This is a genomic window from uncultured Gelidibacter sp. (assembly GCF_947500795.1).
In the GTDB taxonomy this organism is placed as follows: domain Bacteria; phylum Bacteroidota; class Bacteroidia; order Flavobacteriales; family Flavobacteriaceae; genus Gelidibacter.
In genome coordinates, this window is record NZ_CANMTE010000001.1 from 904,022 (window position 1) to 921,104 (window position 17,083).

Below are 17,083 nucleotides of genomic sequence, written 5' to 3' on the forward strand. Positions count from 1 at the left end.
AATAAAAGCATGAGACATCACATTTTAGTACCAACAGATTTTTCAGATAACGCATGGAGCGCTGCGCTTTACGCCTTAAAATTGTATGCCAATAAACCGTGTACATTTTATTTTTCGCATGCTTGGACGTTTTTGAATTCTGGCTCAAGAACTCATATTTCGCAAAGCTATATTGATCCATTAATTGAAAAAGCGAAAGAACAACTTGAAGAAGTAAAGGAAAAAGCTAAAAAGGAAAGTACCAATAGCGAGCATCAGTTTGAAACCATCTTTAGTTATGGCTCATTAATGGATTCTGTTGAATTTGCCAATAAAGAACACAATATTGATCTTGTAGTAATGGGTACAAAAGGCGCTACTGGTGCCAAAAAGATATTTCTAGGAAGTAATGCCGTAACGGTAGTTAATAGAGTAAGACGCGCTCCCCTATTGTTGGTTCCTAAGAAAAGTAAATTTGAAACCCCTAAAAAGATTTTGTTCCCAACAGCTTTTAACAGGTTTTTTGGCGAAGAAATAAAGCGCGTAAAGCAATTAGCGGAACTGCACCAATCGTCTATTGACATTCTTCATATTAACAAAAAAGAAACCCTAACAGACATCCAAAATTCCAATTTGGAAAGTTTAACAGCAGAATTAGCAGACTTTGATTTTAATTTCAATTGGATGCCTGATTACAACTCAAAAGCCGAAGCCATAACTGATTTTATAAAGGATAACAATATCAATATCCTCACGATGATTAATTATGAGCATAGCTTTATCGAAAATTTAGTTAAGGAGCCTGTGATTAAAAAATTAGGATTCCATTCTAAAATTCCTTTCATGATTATCCCTAGAATTGATTAAGGAAACACTGATATTTTCTGCATCGAAATTGAATACCACACTTATAAAAAATAACAAAGCGACTCCAATTGGGTCGCTTTGTTATTTTAGAAGGCCATTATAAAATAGCTAATTGAATATGTGTGACTATGCTACTTCAGTCAACCAACGTTGTACATACGCATCATTTCTGGCATGCCATTGTGTATGGATGGCATATAGAAAACCGTTTCTCTCAAATTCATAGTCCCACGTGTATCGGTCCATACCTTTTTCATCTTTTATGGCATCAGCTTTCTCTGTTGCTGTAAAATGTGTTGGTACTTTTAATAATAGTGGATTCTTTATATCAAAAACTACTTTTGAATGCGACTTTCTGCAGAACTTGTCTAAATCAGCATCGGATAAATTTTGAAGGGCGTTTGAAATTTTCTCTTGAATTTCAATGTTGGAATATAATCTTTGACTCATAATAAGGGTGACATTATTTTTTGTTTGGTTACTCACTATAACCATTAGCGCTTGTATAACGCTCTACTTGTGGATTATTAGGAAGGGGTCAAAGATAGGGAGATAATTTATATTAATTGCGCTTATAAAAATAAACCCTGACAATGCTACATACTAATAGTAAGTTGTACAGCAAGTCAGGGTTTTGATAAATTACTTTTCAGAAAGGATTTATTCCATATTTTATTCCTTCAAATCCAAAATACCCTCCAAACTTTCAAACGCATACCCACGCTTTTTTAAGATCATAATGAGGTCATCCAATTTTTTATAAAATTTATCAGTACGATCAGGATGCGTTCCTAAATGGGAGAGCAACATAAACCCATTCATGTCATTGGTTTCTTCGTAGCCTAAAATAGAGTTCATGATGTCCTCAGAACTTCTATAATTCTTCATATCTGGTGTTGTATAATCAGCATGAGATAAGGTGCCTTTAGTATAATTGATTAACGTAATACCCATTTGATCTGCCCATTGAGTGATGATGTTGTCGTTCCATTCGAATGGTGGTAAAAAATAGGGCGCCTCTTCTTTTAAAATGCCGAATTTCTCCATTTCAGCATAGTTGGCTTTGAGATCATTTTTAAATTCCTCTTGAGTGACCAAACGTTTTTTATCGGCTGTCCAATCATTATACAACAAGTGTTTATCAGAATGTGCGCCAAGATAATGTCCTACTTTTTTTGCATTTTTAATAAAAGATGAAAAGTTCTCATTTCGGTAGAAATCACCTGTTAAAAAGAATGCTCCTTTAATACCGTGCTTTTGAAGAACGCGTAATATGTCGTCTGCTCCGTCAGCATATTCATCTGCAGAAAATAGTAAGCTTATTGACTTTTTTGAAGTATCACCTCTAACAATGGCACCGGTTTCATCAAAGCTATAATTCTTTTTTTGATGCCCTTTCGCTCTACTTTCACTTTCAAGAGACGCTAGATAATAGACTAAAGAAGCCGTACCATCCATGGTAGGTTCGTTGGTGGCATAACTCCCCACATCGTCCTGGTACACGACCAAATCCGATTGGAATCGGGCATACTCATCGTCATTATGAAGTTCCACGCCTATCAAACTGTTAGCAATGGAGCCATATACCGGCCCGTCTATCAATCCGCCGTTAGTTGGATAACCTTCCAAAAGTGTTAACGAAGAATGCGGATCAACAGGGGTGTCTCCAAAACTTGGTAGTCCAACAATCATTGATGTTCCCCAAATATTACATCCAAAAAGCCAATCCCGAAGTGCGGCTTCCATTTCTAAATACGTTGCATCATCTGTCAAATTATGATACAATTTACTTTGCGTCACAGCGGCAGTTACAAAATTGTTGGAACACCACACAAAAGGAATTCCGATATAAAATGGATTGTCCTTACCCCGTTGGTGAAGCATTTCTAATCCTTTTTGATAATAAGACGCCACTTCCTTTTTTTCTTCGGATGCGAGTGCAGATGCCAATTCGTGATGTCCTGCGTTTAAAAATGGATAATATTGATAATGTAAGATTGTGTCTCGGCCAATCCAAGGCGTTACCTTTTCTTCGGACGCATATTTTAGAGCACTTTTTTTATAGGTCTCATTTCCTGTCAGCTTATAAAGACTACTTGCTGCCAATTCCATGTCATCAACCCAATTGTCCTCTTCGTAAAAATAAGGTGACCGTCCGGGAGCCGTTTGGCTTACCCCTGGATGTAGTTCCCCATAGATATAAGCTTCTTCTGCACGCTTGGTCAAATGTTTAGAATATTCAGGATAAAATTCACTCAGCACTTCCGCCCCAATAGCAAATGCTGAAGCAAATTTTCCGGCAGTAGATGCGGCGCCTGTAGATCTGTTTTTATATTTAAGAATTCCTTGTTTTTCACCACTTGCCATATATACAGGTCGGCCTTTTCTATTAGGATCATAAACTACCGAATCCTTATTTGGCAAGCGGTACCCGGAATGATCACGATCATCAGCAATTTGGTTATAATATTCTGAATCGGAAGGATTCATTCGTTTCAGCCAATCCATTCCAAATTTAGCTTCGTCAATCACATCAGGAATACCGTTCGGACCTGGCAATCCGGCGGAGTCATAAGCATCGCCGAACGACTCAGGATTATCTCGGTATGCGAAAAGCAATTGAAACACGGCATTCGCTGAAGTGGCCGTATATTGCAAATAATCGGAAGCGTCATGCCACCCTCCGGTTGCATCAATACGCTCTCCTTCTCGCTCCGGATTATAGACAATAAATCCGTCATCTAAATGGCAAGATGCCGTTAAAAAAGGATTGTAACCACATCGTTGCTGACGCATATATTCTAATAGGAAATCGGCTGTATGGTCATAAACATCAGCATTGATTCGGAATTCAGGCGATTTGACCCCATTCGCAGAAAGATAATAGTTGCCAGGCGTATTAAATGCACTAAAGTTTAAGCGGTAAGACGATTTAAAAGGGCCATATGCACCCTTAGCTACGGGCGATTTCGAACTAAATACAACTTTATGTGATTGCGCATCATGTAAAGAGAACGCACTAAGCGTTTCGGCTTCAAGGGCACCGAAAACAGCAACTTTAATCGAATTTGGTGTGTATCCTAATTGATTGACCCGAATTACAGCATTTTCTTCAGTTTGTAACGCCATTGCGCTAACAAGAGAAGTAAATAGTATCAGACTAAGAAATAAGACAATTTTTTTCATCTGTTTAGGTTATTTGATTTAGAAAAAATGGATGCTCCAATGCTTAAGAAAATGTTCCGTAAGCAGTCGCATCCATTGATTTTTATGAATTGAAGAGTTTCATTCCTCCATCTGTCACTGAAAAGTTTATTCAAGTGCAGAGGCGACCGTGTTCTCTTCGATTAGTTATACAGCAAGTACTTTGCTCTCGTTTCTTTAAAAGATTCCAATCCTGGTTGCCAAGTTTCTTTTATCGCTTCAATGGACATGCCTTGTTCTATTTGTGCTTGTAATTTGGTGGTTCCTGCCAGTTTCTTGAAGAAATCATTAAAGAATGTTTTTTTATCTGGTGCGCCATTATAAGCATCAATTAACCAATCTAAACGAAGTTCATTAAGCGTTTCCACTTCCCTCAAATCTTTTCCGTAGCAAAGCTCACCTTGATGTTTAGGAGTTTTAGCACCAAAATTAGGTTGTGGTGTAAAGCTGAAATCGAATTGATCTTTTGGTAAATATGGTGCTCCAAAAATTTGAAATTGCATTTCTGTACCACGTCCACAGCTTACAGTTGTACCTTCAAAAAAGCACACACTCGGATATAAATTAATCGATTTGGCATTTGGAAGATTTGGCGATGGTAATATCGGTAAATCGTATTCTGAAGCATAGGTATAGTTCTTCAATGGCACTACAGTTAAATCGCATTGAATCCCATTTTCCAACCATTTTTCGCCATTGATCATCTTTCCATATTCGCCGATGGTCATCCCATAAACAATTGGCACCGGATGCATGCCCACGAAACTTTTAACGTCGCTCTCTAAAATTGGTCCATCAATATAATGTCCGTTAGGATTTGGACGGTCTAAAACGATTACTGGAATATTCAGTTCCGCCGCAATTTCCATCACATAGTGCAATGTGGAAATATAGGTGTAAAAACGAACACCAACATCTTGAACATCAAAAAGCATGACGTCGATATTTTCCATAAATTCTGGTGGTGCCTTTCGGTTTTTACCATAAAGTGAAAATACAGGCAAGCCTGTTTTCTCATCCACACCATCCTCTATATATTCGCCAGCATCAGCAGTACCGCGAAACCCATGTTCAGGAGCAAAAACTGTGGTTACGTTAACGTTCATCGCAATTAACGAATCGACAATATGCGTATGGCTTTCTTCACTAGCATCTTTAAAAATGACACTTGTTTGATTGGCCACAACACCCACTTTTTTGCCTTCTAACAATTTCAGGTAGGCTTCTGTTTGATTAGCACCTGTAATAATCGAAGGTTTTTCAACCGGAGTGTTTTCAGAAGTATCATTGTTAGCTTGGTTTTTCTTAGGCGAAGAATTACAAGCTAAAAGGGTCATAAAACATAGGAACAGATATTTCATAATTTTCAATTTTAATTCGTGATTAGTAAATGGTTTTTATTCATATAGGTTGGAAACAACTCGTAACCAACTTAACAATTTTAAATAAATTAATTGGATTTCAAGATTTTAAACGTCCCCTGCGCTCCCCGCTCATCTTCAATTTCTAAAAAATAAATCCCGTTTTTTAAATGCGACATATTGATCATTTCAAGATCTGAGGTCACTTTTAAAACAGAGGCGCCTAAAACATTGAACAGTTCCATTTTAGAAAATTTTACAGGGCTATTACTTGAAATTTGAATGTAATCAGCTGTTGGATTTGGGTGAATTCTGATAGTTCCCAAATCTGAATCTTTCACTGAAGCCGTTGCACCAAATTTAGATTGGATGAGCTCCCAAAGTTCTGGACGGCCACCATCATAATTTAAAGCCCACATGCCCACGCCGCCCAATTCATTGGCGATAGCCAAATCAAATTTCTTTGAAATACTCAATTCATTATCGGTCCAAACCTGGTTCCAATTGGTACCATCGTTCCATTTATACCATGGGTATTCAAAATCTGAATTCCAAATAAATCCACCATGGGAATCCGCTTCCGTAACCGTGTTTTTATAGCGTGTAGATTTTACATGCGCCACCGTCGTAGATTCCGGTGCATCTGTAGCTGTTTTCCAATGCTGCCCGTAATATGGCACCGCCATTATTAATTTCTCCGGATTCTTTGTGGTCGGCACAGCATAAGTTCCTGTTTCAATTGTACGTTTAACAGAACGTTTCCAAGACGTATGATGCGTCAGTGGTGCAACTGGCCCTGAATTCGCGCCGCTTGCAGAAGTGTAATCGTAAGCCATAATAACAACGTAATCCACACTATCTACCAAGCCATCAATATCCCATCCGCCCCAATTTACAGCAGGTCCGTCAAAAGACACTTCTTTGCCAGGAAGTTCAGCATGGATAAATGTGGTTAAATCTGCCAAGAATTCGTTCAATTCTGCACCTCGGTGCGCGGTAGACATGCCTTCAAAATCAATATTCACCCCATCCAATTTGTAGGTTTCAATTAAGTTTTTGACGTTCGTAAAGAACAATGCTTTTTTGGCAGGATTGGTAACCAATTCCCAAACCACAGCATCTGCGCCATTAGCACCTCCAAAATTAACTACGGTCATGATCACTTTAACGCCCTGTGCATGCGCAGCATTAATTTCATTCGTCCACGGCCAACCTTGAGGTGTGGCGATAGAAGCATCCAATTGCACTAAAAAATCAAAGCATGCCAAATGAGTCAATAGGTCATATCGAATATTCTCATGAGCCCCAGAACTTTGCTCCCAATACGGCAGGAAGCCGAATACTTTTTTATTTAAAGTGGTTACTTTCGAAGTGTTTAGACCTATAATGTCTTCGGTCCGTTGACTTGCATTGAGTTGAATGCTGTAATTATCAATCTTTCCGAACTCATGTTTTTGCTTTTGGTGAGGCCCTTCCAAAATAAGCTCTTGTGAGGTCATGGTTTGAACCATTAAACAACACAACACGAACTGCAATCTGGTAAGTAAAGTTTTTTGCATATGAGTCGGTTTAAAGATTAATAAAAATGTTACTGTGTCGTTATAATTCCTGAATGCACAGGAAAAGCATTAGAAATGGATGCAGGCAAGGTTCCTTTCGCTTCTGCTTCTCCAAAAATCACTTCTGCCGACACTTTATTGGCTATCTCCGAATTCTCATAAGAAATCAGAATGCCTTCCACGTGCTCTAAATTGGTCTCTTTTAAACTATACTGACTTGCGAAAACTGTAAGAATGGTTTTATGTGCTTTAGCTATCGATTCAATTACTTTCTTATCGTCCTCTGAAATGGCATAGGTTAATCGACTGTTTTTTCGATGGTACCCAATAATAACTTTATCATAATTTTTAAGGTCTTCCAGCAGATTTTTATGAGAAACTTCAGTCACAGTAGCTCTCGTTTTTAAAGCCTTTAAAAACGTATCGGAAGGACCCTCACCTAATTTCACAAAAGCGATTTTCTCATTTGCATTTTTATTCAATGGCAGAATTTGACCCTCATTTTTAATCAAAGTAACCGCCTGTCTGATGGCTTCTTCATAGAGATTCGCATTGATATCGCCGTTTAAATCCTTGATAAGATTTTTTGTTTCTATTGGTTGATAGTTATTCAATCCGGCATCGAATTTGGCGGCAAGGATTTTCTTTACAGAAAACGCTAAACGCGCTTCCGTAATCTCCTTATTGGTGTAAGCTTCTACAATTTTAGTGATGGCTTTTGGTGCATCCTCAGAAAAAAGAAGCACATCATTTCCTGCTTTAAATGCGGCTAAATCTATATCGCCAGGTTGCCCATAATCGGCTGCACCTTTCATATTTAATGCATCGGTAAAAATAAGACCTTCGTATCCTAATTTTTCTTTAAGGAGTTCAGTCACAATTTTATAAGATAACGATGATGGTAAACCCGCTTGAGGTTCTAAATTAGGCACGTTTAAATGGGCCACCATCACGCCGCCAACACCTTTTTTGAACAATTCTTTATACGGATACAATTCTACCGAATCAATTCTTTGTTCTGAAAAAGCAACTGTTGGCAATGTTTTATGCGAATCCGTATCGGTATCGCCATGGCCAGGGAAATGTTTGGCAGAACCAATGACGCCGGTACTTTCCATGCCTTTGGTAAATGCCCACGCTTTTTTGGTAACGTTGAATTTATCCTCACCGTATGAACGCACACCAATCACCGGGTTTTTAGAATTTGTATTGATATCCACCACAGGCGCAAAATTGATATGAATGCCCATACGGTTGCAGTCTTTACCAATTTGCTGACCAATTCTTTCAATAATTTTAGTATTGTTTATCGCACCCAAGGTCATATTGTATGGATATCTCGCTGTACTATCTAATCGCATATTCAATCCCCATTCGCCATCAACACCAATAAACATTGGGACTTTAGATAAGGCTTGATAAGTATTGGTCAGATTTGCTTGACGAATTGGTCCGCCCTGAAAAAATATCAGTCCGCCAATTTGATAGTCATTAATAAGTTTCTGAATAGAATCATTATGGGAATCCACACGGTTGGAATATGCGCTCACCATAAACAACTGCCCTACTTTTTCTTGAAGTGACATTTGGTTGTACACACTGTCCACCCATTGCCCTCTATGATCCACCTCTACAGGACGTTTATTGGACGTTTTAGCACAAGAAGCCAACACAAGCATGGCAACAGTGACTATTGGTAAAATCTTTTTCATTTCTTATTCAATTTATAGGTATCAACTGCTTTACGGACACTTTTATGTTCTGCTAACAGGGCTTTTGCCGTAGCCTCATCCACATGCGCTTCATTCATAATCATTTGAACGCCTCGGGTGACCAACTTTTTGTTAGACAATTGCATGTCCACCATTTTATTACCTCTTACCCTTCCTAACTTGATCATGACCGTTGTAGAAATCATGTTTAAGGCTAATTTTTGGGCGGTTCCTGCTTTCATTCGCGTGCTTCCTGTAACAAATTCAGGACCTACAACCAATTCAATAGGAAAATCTACTGCTTGTGACAATGGCGAATCTGCATTACACGTGATACACCCAGTAATAATACCTTGATCTCTTGCTGCTTTTACACCACCAATCACATAAGGCGTGGTACCGGAAGCGGCAATCCCGACAAGCGCATCTTTTGAAGTAATGTTGTGTTTTTTGAGATCTTCCCATGCCAGTTCAGCATTATCTTCAGCGTTTTCAACAGCTTTTCGAAGTGCACCATCACCTCCAGCAATGATACCAACTACCATAGTATCCGGCACACCATATGTTGGCGGGCATTCGGAAGCATCCAACACACCCAAACGCCCACTCGTGCCGGCGCCTATATAAAATAAGCGTCCGCCATCTTTCATTTTAGAATATATGGCATCTACTAAGCTTTCAATTTGAGGAATGGCTTTTTCGAGGGCAAGAGGAACCGTTTTATCTTCAGTATTCATATTTGAGAGCAACTCAAATGTGTTCATTTTCTCTAGGTCATTATAATCCGACGCTTGTTCTGTTGTTAATTTACCTTCCATAGGATTTGATATTTAATTTGCTATTATGATAAAATTTAAGATTGAAGTGGCTTTTTCTTTACAAGTAGTAAGCACACAATTGTTAAAAAGGCATTCACAAAAATGTTCATGAACCCGAAATCAAAGTTATACCAGTTTATAAAAAAGTAATTTAAAAAGTAAGTCACCAAAGGCATCGCAATACATATATACGGCACTGCCGCATCATAAACCTTCACTTTTGTGAAAATTCCTAACAAATACAAGCCCAATAATGGTCCGTAGGTGTAACCTGCTACCTTAAAAATGGTTGAAATCACATCGCCTTTACTTTCTGAAAAGGCCATAATAATTAGAAAAAGAAATGCTGAAAACCCAAACAATGTGCGATTTTTAAGTTGCAGTTTTTTCTTTGTACTCTTCGATTTAATATTTAAAAAATCATGTGTAAACGATGTGGTGAGTGCGGTTAGCGCAGAATCGGCGCTAGAAAATGAAGCTGCCGTAATTCCCAAAATAAAACTAACCCCTGCGAATATTCCAAAATGATTTAAGGACAGCATTGGGAATAAATTATCGGTATTGATGAAATTCCCATTTTCAATATCTAATTGAACGCCAAATTTCTCAGCGTATAAATACAACATCACACCTAAGCCTAAAAATAGAAATTGAGTAACCGCCAAAAAGATGCTGAAGGTCAAAATATTTTTTTGAGCCTCACCTTTAGTTTTACATGTTAAGGTTTTTTGCATCATATTCTGATCCAACCCAACCATGGCTACTGCAATTAAAACACCGGAAATAAACTGCTTAAAAAAGTTGTTTCCTGAATTGAAATCCCAATCAAATACTTTAAAGTACTCGTGATTGGTTACGGATGTGATTGTTTCTGCCACACTTAAATCTAATGAAGTCTTCACTACATAAATTGATATACCTACCGCTGAAAGCAGGAAAAATGTTTGTAAAGTGTCCGTCCACACAATAGTTTTAATCCCAGATTTATTGGTGTATAACCAAATAAGCACCAGGATAAGGATGACCGTAACATAAAACGGAATGTTGAAGGCATCAAAAACGGCATATTGTAAAATTTTTGCTGCCAGCATCAATCGTAGTGCGGCACCAAAAGACTGTGAAATAAGGAAAAACATAGAACCCGTTTTATAGGTTTTGATCCCAAATCGTGTTTCTAAATAACTATAGATTGATACTAATTTTAAATCGTAATAGATTGGAACCAAAACGTAGGTTATAAATACATAGCCTACTACATTCCCGAAGACAAACTGTAAATAATAAAAATAGTTATTGCCCACCATACCAGGAATAGACACGAAGGTGACCCCTGATAATACGGCACCTATCATCCCGAAGGCAACAATTTGCCAAGGCGATTTTCTATCTCCAGTATAATAAGAATCCTCACTTGTGTTTCTGGAAACAACGTGGGAAATCAACATTAATACTCCAAAATAGCAGGCTATGATTATTAGAATTAAAGTTGCGCTCATTTGTTTATTTGGTTTTTATTTTAAAATGGTTGATCTGGTTGTTTTATGAAATGATTTTCAATAAAAAAAAGAGGTGAGAGGATTAAATGTCTCGTGAAATGTTTAATTCCCTCACCTCTAATAATTGACTAATTTAAATAATTCAATTTATTCTTTATCCCACCACATTCTTGTCAGAAGGCCGTCGCCACCTTGTTGCTCAATTCCAGCAGCAAGCATGTCAGGATTGTTTAACTTTTCAGAACCAGGATAAGGTAATCTTCTTGGTATTTTACCATCGGTTAGCAGAGCTGCAACATTTGCAGGAACTAACTCAGGATATCCAGATCTTTTCCAGTTTGAGAATGTTTCCAATCCGTTTCCAAAAGTAGCTACCCAATATTGTTCATTAATCATTTTTAAAGCTTCCGTTGGCTTAAATGGATTTGCAGCCAAATATGCATTTATTTGAGCGGTTGTAATGTTCACGCCATTTCCATAAAGTGAAAGGTATTGCATTGCAGCAGTAACCCCAGCATTATAATGTGCTTCAGCATCACCACCGGCTAATCCCCAACGATGTGCAGCTTCAGCAAGCATAAATTCAACTTCAGCATAAGTTTGGAAGAATAACGGTGCATCGTAAACAATGTTTCCTGAACCTCCAAAAATATTAATGTTTGGCTTAGAATTAGCGTTCCCTCTTGATGGATCATTAATGTCCTGACCTGATTGCAATGCGAAATCAGTGTTGCCATCTACTGTGGAGAATAACACTGAAACTCTAGGATCATTTCTGTCTTTCATATAATCCATAAGCGTTTTAGAGATCTTCACTTGTGTAGCCGCTCTCGATGTAAAACTTTTTGTAAGCGGGTTAACGTTAGGTCCACCATCACTTGCAGAGTTTTCATATTTAGTAAATGCAATATCAGCATTGCTGGTCATTACACCACCTTCAATAGCTTTAGCAGCCCAAGCTTGAGCGCCAGCATTGTCAACTTTTACCATTCTCATTGCCAAACGTAACATTAGAGAATTGGCAAACTTTTTCCATTTTTGAGTATCACCCGCAAATAATAAATCGGCAGATCCATAAGAACTAGGAGTTCCTGTGCTTAAAACTGCAGCAGATGTTTCCAAGGTCTCCAACATGCCTTTATAAATATCACTTTGCTTGTCATATTTAGGAAAACGAATGCCTTCAATAAAACCTTTTCCTGCTTCACTGTATGGAATATCGCCATAAGCATCCGTAAGTCTACTAAAGATTAACACCTTTTGGATTCTTGCAATGGCCAAATCAGTTTCAGCAGTTGGACTAGTGCTTGCTTTTAATTGCTCTTCTAAATCGACAACGTTTTTAACGGTATTTGAAAATTGTTCTTCAAACAACTGGTGCGTATTTCCTTCTTTGTACAAGAATGAAGCATAAGACGTGTTGTTAAGATGCTGAACATTCTGCATCATATGGATCACATTGTAAAACAAAGTCGCCACATAGCTACTTCCACCCGTATATAATTGGATGAAGGTTAACTTTGTTGATGGATCTAGTTGCGTTGGTTTTGTAGGATTTACGTTTAGCTCCTCAAAGCCTTCATCGCATGATCCAAACATCACAACTATAGCTAGTAAAATAAGTATTTTTTTCATTTCTATATTTTTTAAAATTTCATGTTTACAGAAAACCCATAGCTTTTGGTTGATGGGATCCCAAATCTTTCAATACCTTGAGAATTCAAGTTGTTAAGTGCAGCTTCTGGATCCACGTTATCAATATCCTTTTTGATAAAAAACAGGTTTCTACCAATTACAGATAATCTTAAATCGTTGATGAAAAAGTTTTTAAGAACAGAACTTGGAAGACTATAAGACAAGCTTAGTTCACGGAATTTGATGAAATCTGTGCTGTACACAACTTCCTCAGAAATACCTCTACTCTCTTCCAACATCACGCCATAATAAGTTCTTAAGTTTTCTGGCGCTACCGTCATTGTGAATGGGTTTCCGGTTGCATTGTCTACACCTGACACTACCAATCCTGTTTCACGACCTTCTAATGTCTTCTTGTGCAAACCTCTTAACAAAAGCTCTCTGTTTGTACCAGAGTGTACACTTCCGCCATATTTAGCATCAATCAAAAATCCTAAAGTCACATTTTTATATCTGAAGGAGTTATGGAAACCAACAGTATAAGGCGCTACACCTTGACCTAAAATTTTATTTGGCCCTTGGATTGGTTTTGGAATGCTACCCGTAACATCATACATAATATTACCTGATGCATCTCTCTTATAAGAAGAACCATAGATAACCCCGTAGTGTTCTCCAACAATATGAGAAATAATTGCTGTTCTAGAACGCGTTTGGCTACCATCAACATTTATTGGTGTGTCCTCGTCATCAGTTTGAAGAATCTTACTGTCATTATAACCAAGGTTAAGCGAAGTGTTCCAAGAGAAATCGTCAGTTAAAATAGGCGTTCCACCAATTAAAAATTCAAGACCTTTATTTTGTAAGGCTCCAATATTTAAGATTGAAGATGTAAAGCCTGACGATTGAGACGCTGCTGCTCTAACAATATCATTTGTAGTTTCGTTATGGTAATACGCTACGTCTAAATTCAAACGGTTTTGAAAGAAACGTCCTTCTAAACCAAATTCAATTTCGTCCTTTTGGAAAGGCACCAAGTTAGGATTCGGAATAGAATTCCCGTTTAACTGACCAAAAGATTGGCCTTGAAAACTTCCAGTAACCGCATAATCTAAGTTTAAGGCGTAAGCATTTTGTGCTCCACCCGCTACCTGTGCGTAACTAGATCTTAATTTTAAATAATCAATAGCTTCAGGAAGATCGAAAGCTTCACTAAGTAGTAAACTTCCACTTAAAGACCAGTAGAAATCATTATTTGGTGTTTTTTTACCTGGATAAGAAAGTGTAGAGAACCAGTCATTTCTACCTGTGAAAGTCACATATAAAAATTTGTTATAGTCCACTTCAAAAGACCCGTAAAGTGAATTGGTCTTTGTTTTAAAGTAGTCGTTTTTAGGTTCAGGTAAGGTTGTGTTGTTCAAATCTTCCAATCCTATAACGATAAAACCTCTTCCTAATGCACTTAACTGTTCAAAAGTTGAAGAACGCGTATTGGCTCCAATAATTGAATTTGTTCCTATACTACTTGTGAGGTTTTTTGAAATACCCAACATAAAATCGGCATCAAAAGACGTGTAAGTAGATTTTGCTTGGCTCAACTCACCACCTGGGCGGTATGAAGTTCCATAAGGCGTTACCGCTCTTCTCGCAAAATCATAAGTGTCTATACCTGCACGACCCGTAGCATATAACCAATCGGTGATGTCATAACGCAACGTTGTAGACGCCGTTAGTCGGTTCTTTTTGTCATCATTATTGAAATCATTTACCGCCCAATATGGATTTGAGATAAACTCGCTAGGTTGAAATCTAAGCTCAGTACCTTGTTCGTTCGATCCTGGTTTTAAATCATAAATATCCAAACTGCTTGGCAACACATAGGCTACAGTATTCGCATTTCCTGGAGTATCACCAATATTGATACGGTTATGAACCTTTTCAATAATGTACTTTGCATTAACGGTTGAAGTCAATTTAGAATTGATCTTCGCCGTTGCATTTAAAGAAAGTGATTTTCTATTTAAAGTTGAATTTGGAAAAATATCCTTGTTATCTAAATTGGACATTGAAAAACGATAATTATAATCGTCTCCTCCTTTTGATAAGGCCAATGTGTTGATGGCCGTCGTTCCCGTTTGATAAAATTTATCTAAATTATTACCTGTGTAAGAATACGGACGCTTAACACCATCCCAATTGTAAACCATTGATCCGTCCATTCTTGCACCCCAAGATTGTAATGTGCTTACGTAAGAATCGTCAACGGCTTTTTCCATAGTTCCGATTTCTCTCGGATTACCAGCTTCATCGTACTCAAAACCAGGTTTCAATCTGTTGTCACCTTGCCCATACGTAGTTTGGATATCCTGAAGATCCGTATTAATTCTATCAAATGTAAAAGAGCTAGAATATTCAATGCCTAAGCTTTGTTTTCCTTTACCGGATTTGGTAGTAATCATAATAACCCCATTGGATGCTAATGAACCATACAATGCAGCTGCAGAACTTCCTTTTAATACAGAAATTGATTCAATATCATCAGGGTTAAGCGATGAAATATCGTCACCACCATCACCTGTACCATCATTGGTTGGACCAACAACTGAACTTTTTGTTTGGTTAATAACCGGTATTCCATCCACAACATAAAGTGGTTGGTTGTTTCCTGTTAAAGAACTGGCACCACGAATCACAATTCTACTAGAACCAGAAGCACCTGCACTGGTAGTAGAAACATTCACCCCCGCTACTCTACCTTGTAATGAATTGACAGCACTTGTAGATTTTACTTGAGAAATATCATCTCCATCCACAGTAGTCAAGGAATATCCTAAAGCCTTAGCCTCACGTTTAATCCCTAATGCCGTAACCACAACTTCATCTAAACTCGTCGCATCTTCTTGCATCTTAACATTCAATACTTGATTGTTACTCGCAATAGTCATTGTGACTGTTTTGTATCCCACAAAGCTAAAAACCAGCTTTTTTCCTTGTAGATTAGTAGCACTACTGATAGTAAACTTCCCATCAAAATCTGTCACACTCCCAGTTGATGTTCCTTCTACAATCACATTCACACCCAATAAAGGCATTTCGCTACCGACCTCCGTCACCATTCCAGTTACAGTTGAGGTCTGAGCAAAAGAAGCATGCCCAACAAACAACAATAGGATGGCAATTACTTGACCATAATAATTTTTCATACAGTTAATATTTAGTTAATTTAAAATAAAAGTAGTCAAAAATAACAGAAACGTGCATGTTTTTTGCAGTATAATGCGTTTTTAATAATAAAAAATCGAAAAAATGAGAATTTATCAAGGATTCAAGAACCCGTTCTAGATTTTGATGAAGATTTTCTTTCTATAGAGGATATAGCATATCAACCAAAATATGATGATGTGGGTTATTGCGAACATTAAGGAACCATTCATATTTCCAAAAACGGGAGCGAACACGTTAGAAAACAAATAGTTATACATCGACATCGAATTTGTAGAGCCTTCAACAGGCATTTTGATGAGGTAGATAATTGTTTTGGCATAAACCCCGGAAAACACAAATATGAATAGCGGATTAGAACCAAAATGGACAAATGGTTTTGACCAGGAACTGAACTTCTTATAATCAATTATAAAAATTAAGGCGGCCAAAACAAGCGTACCCAAGCCGGCAGTATATAACACGTAAGAACTTGTCCATAACGGTTTATTAATAGGGAATACAATTGCCCATAAAGCGCCTATCACCGTCATAATAGCCCCATAAATAACAAGTTTTTTCATCTTAAGAGTGATGGATTTTGTGCTATTCATTAAATCGCCCACGAGATAACCAATAATCACCGTGCCAATGGCAGGAATTGAGGACAGCAACCCTTCTGGGTCAAACGGAATGCCAAATCCTTTATAAATATGGTTCTCACCAAGCAGGAAAAGATCAAATTTTCTGACAATATTTTCTTCCAAAGAATAAGGATCTGAAGCCGCACCAACAAACAGAAGTGCCCAATATCCTAATAAAATAACCGCTAAAATAATCAACAGTTTAGGCTTCTTGAAATTCACACAAAGCAACGCGCCCGCACCGTAGGCTAAGGCTATACGTTGTAATACGCCCATAATGCGAACAGATTCAAAATTGAAATAAGGATATAAATTCAGTAGCAATCCTATCAGAAATATGATAAGTGTCCGCTTTAGAATTTTGAAAGTTGCGGCTTTGGAAGCGACTTCATTATATTTTTTAAAAGAGAAATAGAGCGACAATCCAACGATGAAAAGAAAAAACGGAAATACCAAGTCTGTTGGCGTACACCCATGCCAAGCAGCATGGCGTAAGGGCGCATACACATAACTCCAGCTTCCCGGGGTGTTTACTAAAATCATAAAACAAATGGTAATGCCTCGCAGGACATCCAATGAAATTAACCTCTGAGAAGTGCTCATAATT

Annotated in this window: 11 protein-coding genes; 1 reads left to right on the top strand and 10 read right to left on the bottom strand. The window is 37.8% G+C overall.

Annotation, left to right across the window (positions count from 1 at the left end; translation table 11 throughout):
* Positions 1 to 9: 9 nt before the first annotated feature.
* Entirely contained in the window at positions 10 to 846 is an 837-nt protein-coding gene (locus Q0947_RS03990; protein ID WP_299391710.1) for a universal stress protein, read from the top strand.
* A gap of 126 nt (positions 847 to 972) precedes the next feature.
* Here Q0947_RS03990 and Q0947_RS03995 read toward each other — a convergent pair whose 3' ends face one another.
* From Q0947_RS03995 to Q0947_RS04040, 10 genes are all read right to left on the bottom strand, one after another.
* Positions 973 to 1,296: a hypothetical protein gene (locus tag Q0947_RS03995; protein WP_299391713.1), complete on the bottom strand. Its 324-nt coding sequence runs from the start codon at positions 1,294 to 1,296 to the stop codon at positions 973 to 975.
* Between the two features lie 222 nt (positions 1,297 to 1,518).
* Positions 1,519 to 4,032 carry a glycoside hydrolase family 9 protein gene (locus Q0947_RS04000; RefSeq protein WP_299391715.1) on the bottom strand — a complete coding sequence of 838 codons (2,514 nt, stop codon included), beginning with the start codon at positions 4,030 to 4,032 and terminating at the stop codon, positions 1,519 to 1,521.
* A gap of 161 nt (positions 4,033 to 4,193) precedes the next feature.
* Entirely contained in the window at positions 4,194 to 5,411 is a 1,218-nt protein-coding gene (locus tag Q0947_RS04005) for a DUF1343 domain-containing protein (RefSeq protein ID WP_299391718.1), read from the bottom strand.
* Between the two features lie 89 nt (positions 5,412 to 5,500).
* Positions 5,501 to 6,970: a glycosyl hydrolase family 18 protein gene (locus Q0947_RS04010; RefSeq protein WP_299391721.1), complete on the bottom strand. Its 1,470-nt coding sequence runs from the start codon at positions 6,968 to 6,970 to the stop codon at positions 5,501 to 5,503.
* 29 nt (positions 6,971 to 6,999) lie between these two features.
* Positions 7,000 to 8,682, bottom strand: a complete 1,683-nt coding sequence (locus Q0947_RS04015; RefSeq protein WP_299391724.1) for a glycoside hydrolase family 3 protein — start codon at positions 8,680 to 8,682, stop codon at positions 7,000 to 7,002.
* Positions 8,679 to 9,500, bottom strand: coding sequence for an N-acetylmuramic acid 6-phosphate etherase (gene murQ / locus Q0947_RS04020; protein ID WP_299391726.1), 822 nt, complete (start codon positions 9,498 to 9,500; stop codon positions 8,679 to 8,681). The genes Q0947_RS04015 and murQ overlap by 4 nt, the downstream gene beginning before the upstream one ends.
* 35 nt (positions 9,501 to 9,535) lie before the next feature.
* Positions 9,536 to 10,996, bottom strand: a complete 1,461-nt coding sequence (locus Q0947_RS04025; protein ID WP_299391729.1) for a sodium:solute symporter — start codon at positions 10,994 to 10,996, stop codon at positions 9,536 to 9,538.
* A gap of 147 nt (positions 10,997 to 11,143) precedes the next feature.
* A complete protein-coding gene (locus Q0947_RS04030) occupies positions 11,144 to 12,631 on the bottom strand; it encodes a SusD/RagB family nutrient-binding outer membrane lipoprotein (protein WP_299391731.1) in 1,488 nt (495 codons plus the stop codon).
* Between the two features lie 11 nt (positions 12,632 to 12,642).
* Positions 12,643 to 15,834, bottom strand: a complete 3,192-nt coding sequence (locus Q0947_RS04035) for a SusC/RagA family TonB-linked outer membrane protein (protein ID WP_299391734.1) — start codon at positions 15,832 to 15,834, stop codon at positions 12,643 to 12,645.
* Between the two features lie 135 nt (positions 15,835 to 15,969).
* Positions 15,970 to 17,079, bottom strand: a complete 1,110-nt coding sequence (locus tag Q0947_RS04040; RefSeq protein WP_299391736.1) for a DUF5009 domain-containing protein — start codon at positions 17,077 to 17,079, stop codon at positions 15,970 to 15,972.
* Between the last annotated feature and the right edge of the window lie 4 nt (positions 17,080 to 17,083).

Bases quoted from the DNA above. Each gene is read 5' to 3' on its own strand.
- Q0947_RS03990 (WP_299391710.1), top strand. From the start codon at position 10: ATGAGACATCACATTTTAGTACCAACAGATTTTTCAGATAACGCATGG.
- Q0947_RS03995 (WP_299391713.1), bottom strand. From the start codon at position 1,296: ATGAGTCAAAGATTATATTCCAACATTGAAATTCAAGAGAAAATTTCA.
- Q0947_RS04000 (WP_299391715.1), bottom strand. From the start codon at position 4,032: ATGAAAAAAATTGTCTTATTTCTTAGTCTGATACTATTTACTTCTCTT.
- Q0947_RS04005 (WP_299391718.1), bottom strand. From the start codon at position 5,411: ATGAAATATCTGTTCCTATGTTTTATGACCCTTTTAGCTTGTAATTCT.
- Q0947_RS04010 (WP_299391721.1), bottom strand. From the start codon at position 6,970: ATGCAAAAAACTTTACTTACCAGATTGCAGTTCGTGTTGTGTTGTTTA.
- Q0947_RS04015 (WP_299391724.1), bottom strand. From the start codon at position 8,682: ATGAAAAAGATTTTACCAATAGTCACTGTTGCCATGCTTGTGTTGGCT.
- murQ (WP_299391726.1), bottom strand. From the start codon at position 9,500: ATGGAAGGTAAATTAACAACAGAACAAGCGTCGGATTATAATGACCTA.
- Q0947_RS04025 (WP_299391729.1), bottom strand. From the start codon at position 10,996: ATGAGCGCAACTTTAATTCTAATAATCATAGCCTGCTATTTTGGAGTA.
- Q0947_RS04030 (WP_299391731.1), bottom strand. From the start codon at position 12,631: ATGAAAAAAATACTTATTTTACTAGCTATAGTTGTGATGTTTGGATCA.
- Q0947_RS04035 (WP_299391734.1), bottom strand. From the start codon at position 15,834: ATGAAAAATTATTATGGTCAAGTAATTGCCATCCTATTGTTGTTTGTT.
- Q0947_RS04040 (WP_299391736.1), bottom strand. From the start codon at position 17,079: ATGAGCACTTCTCAGAGGTTAATTTCATTGGATGTCCTGCGAGGCATT.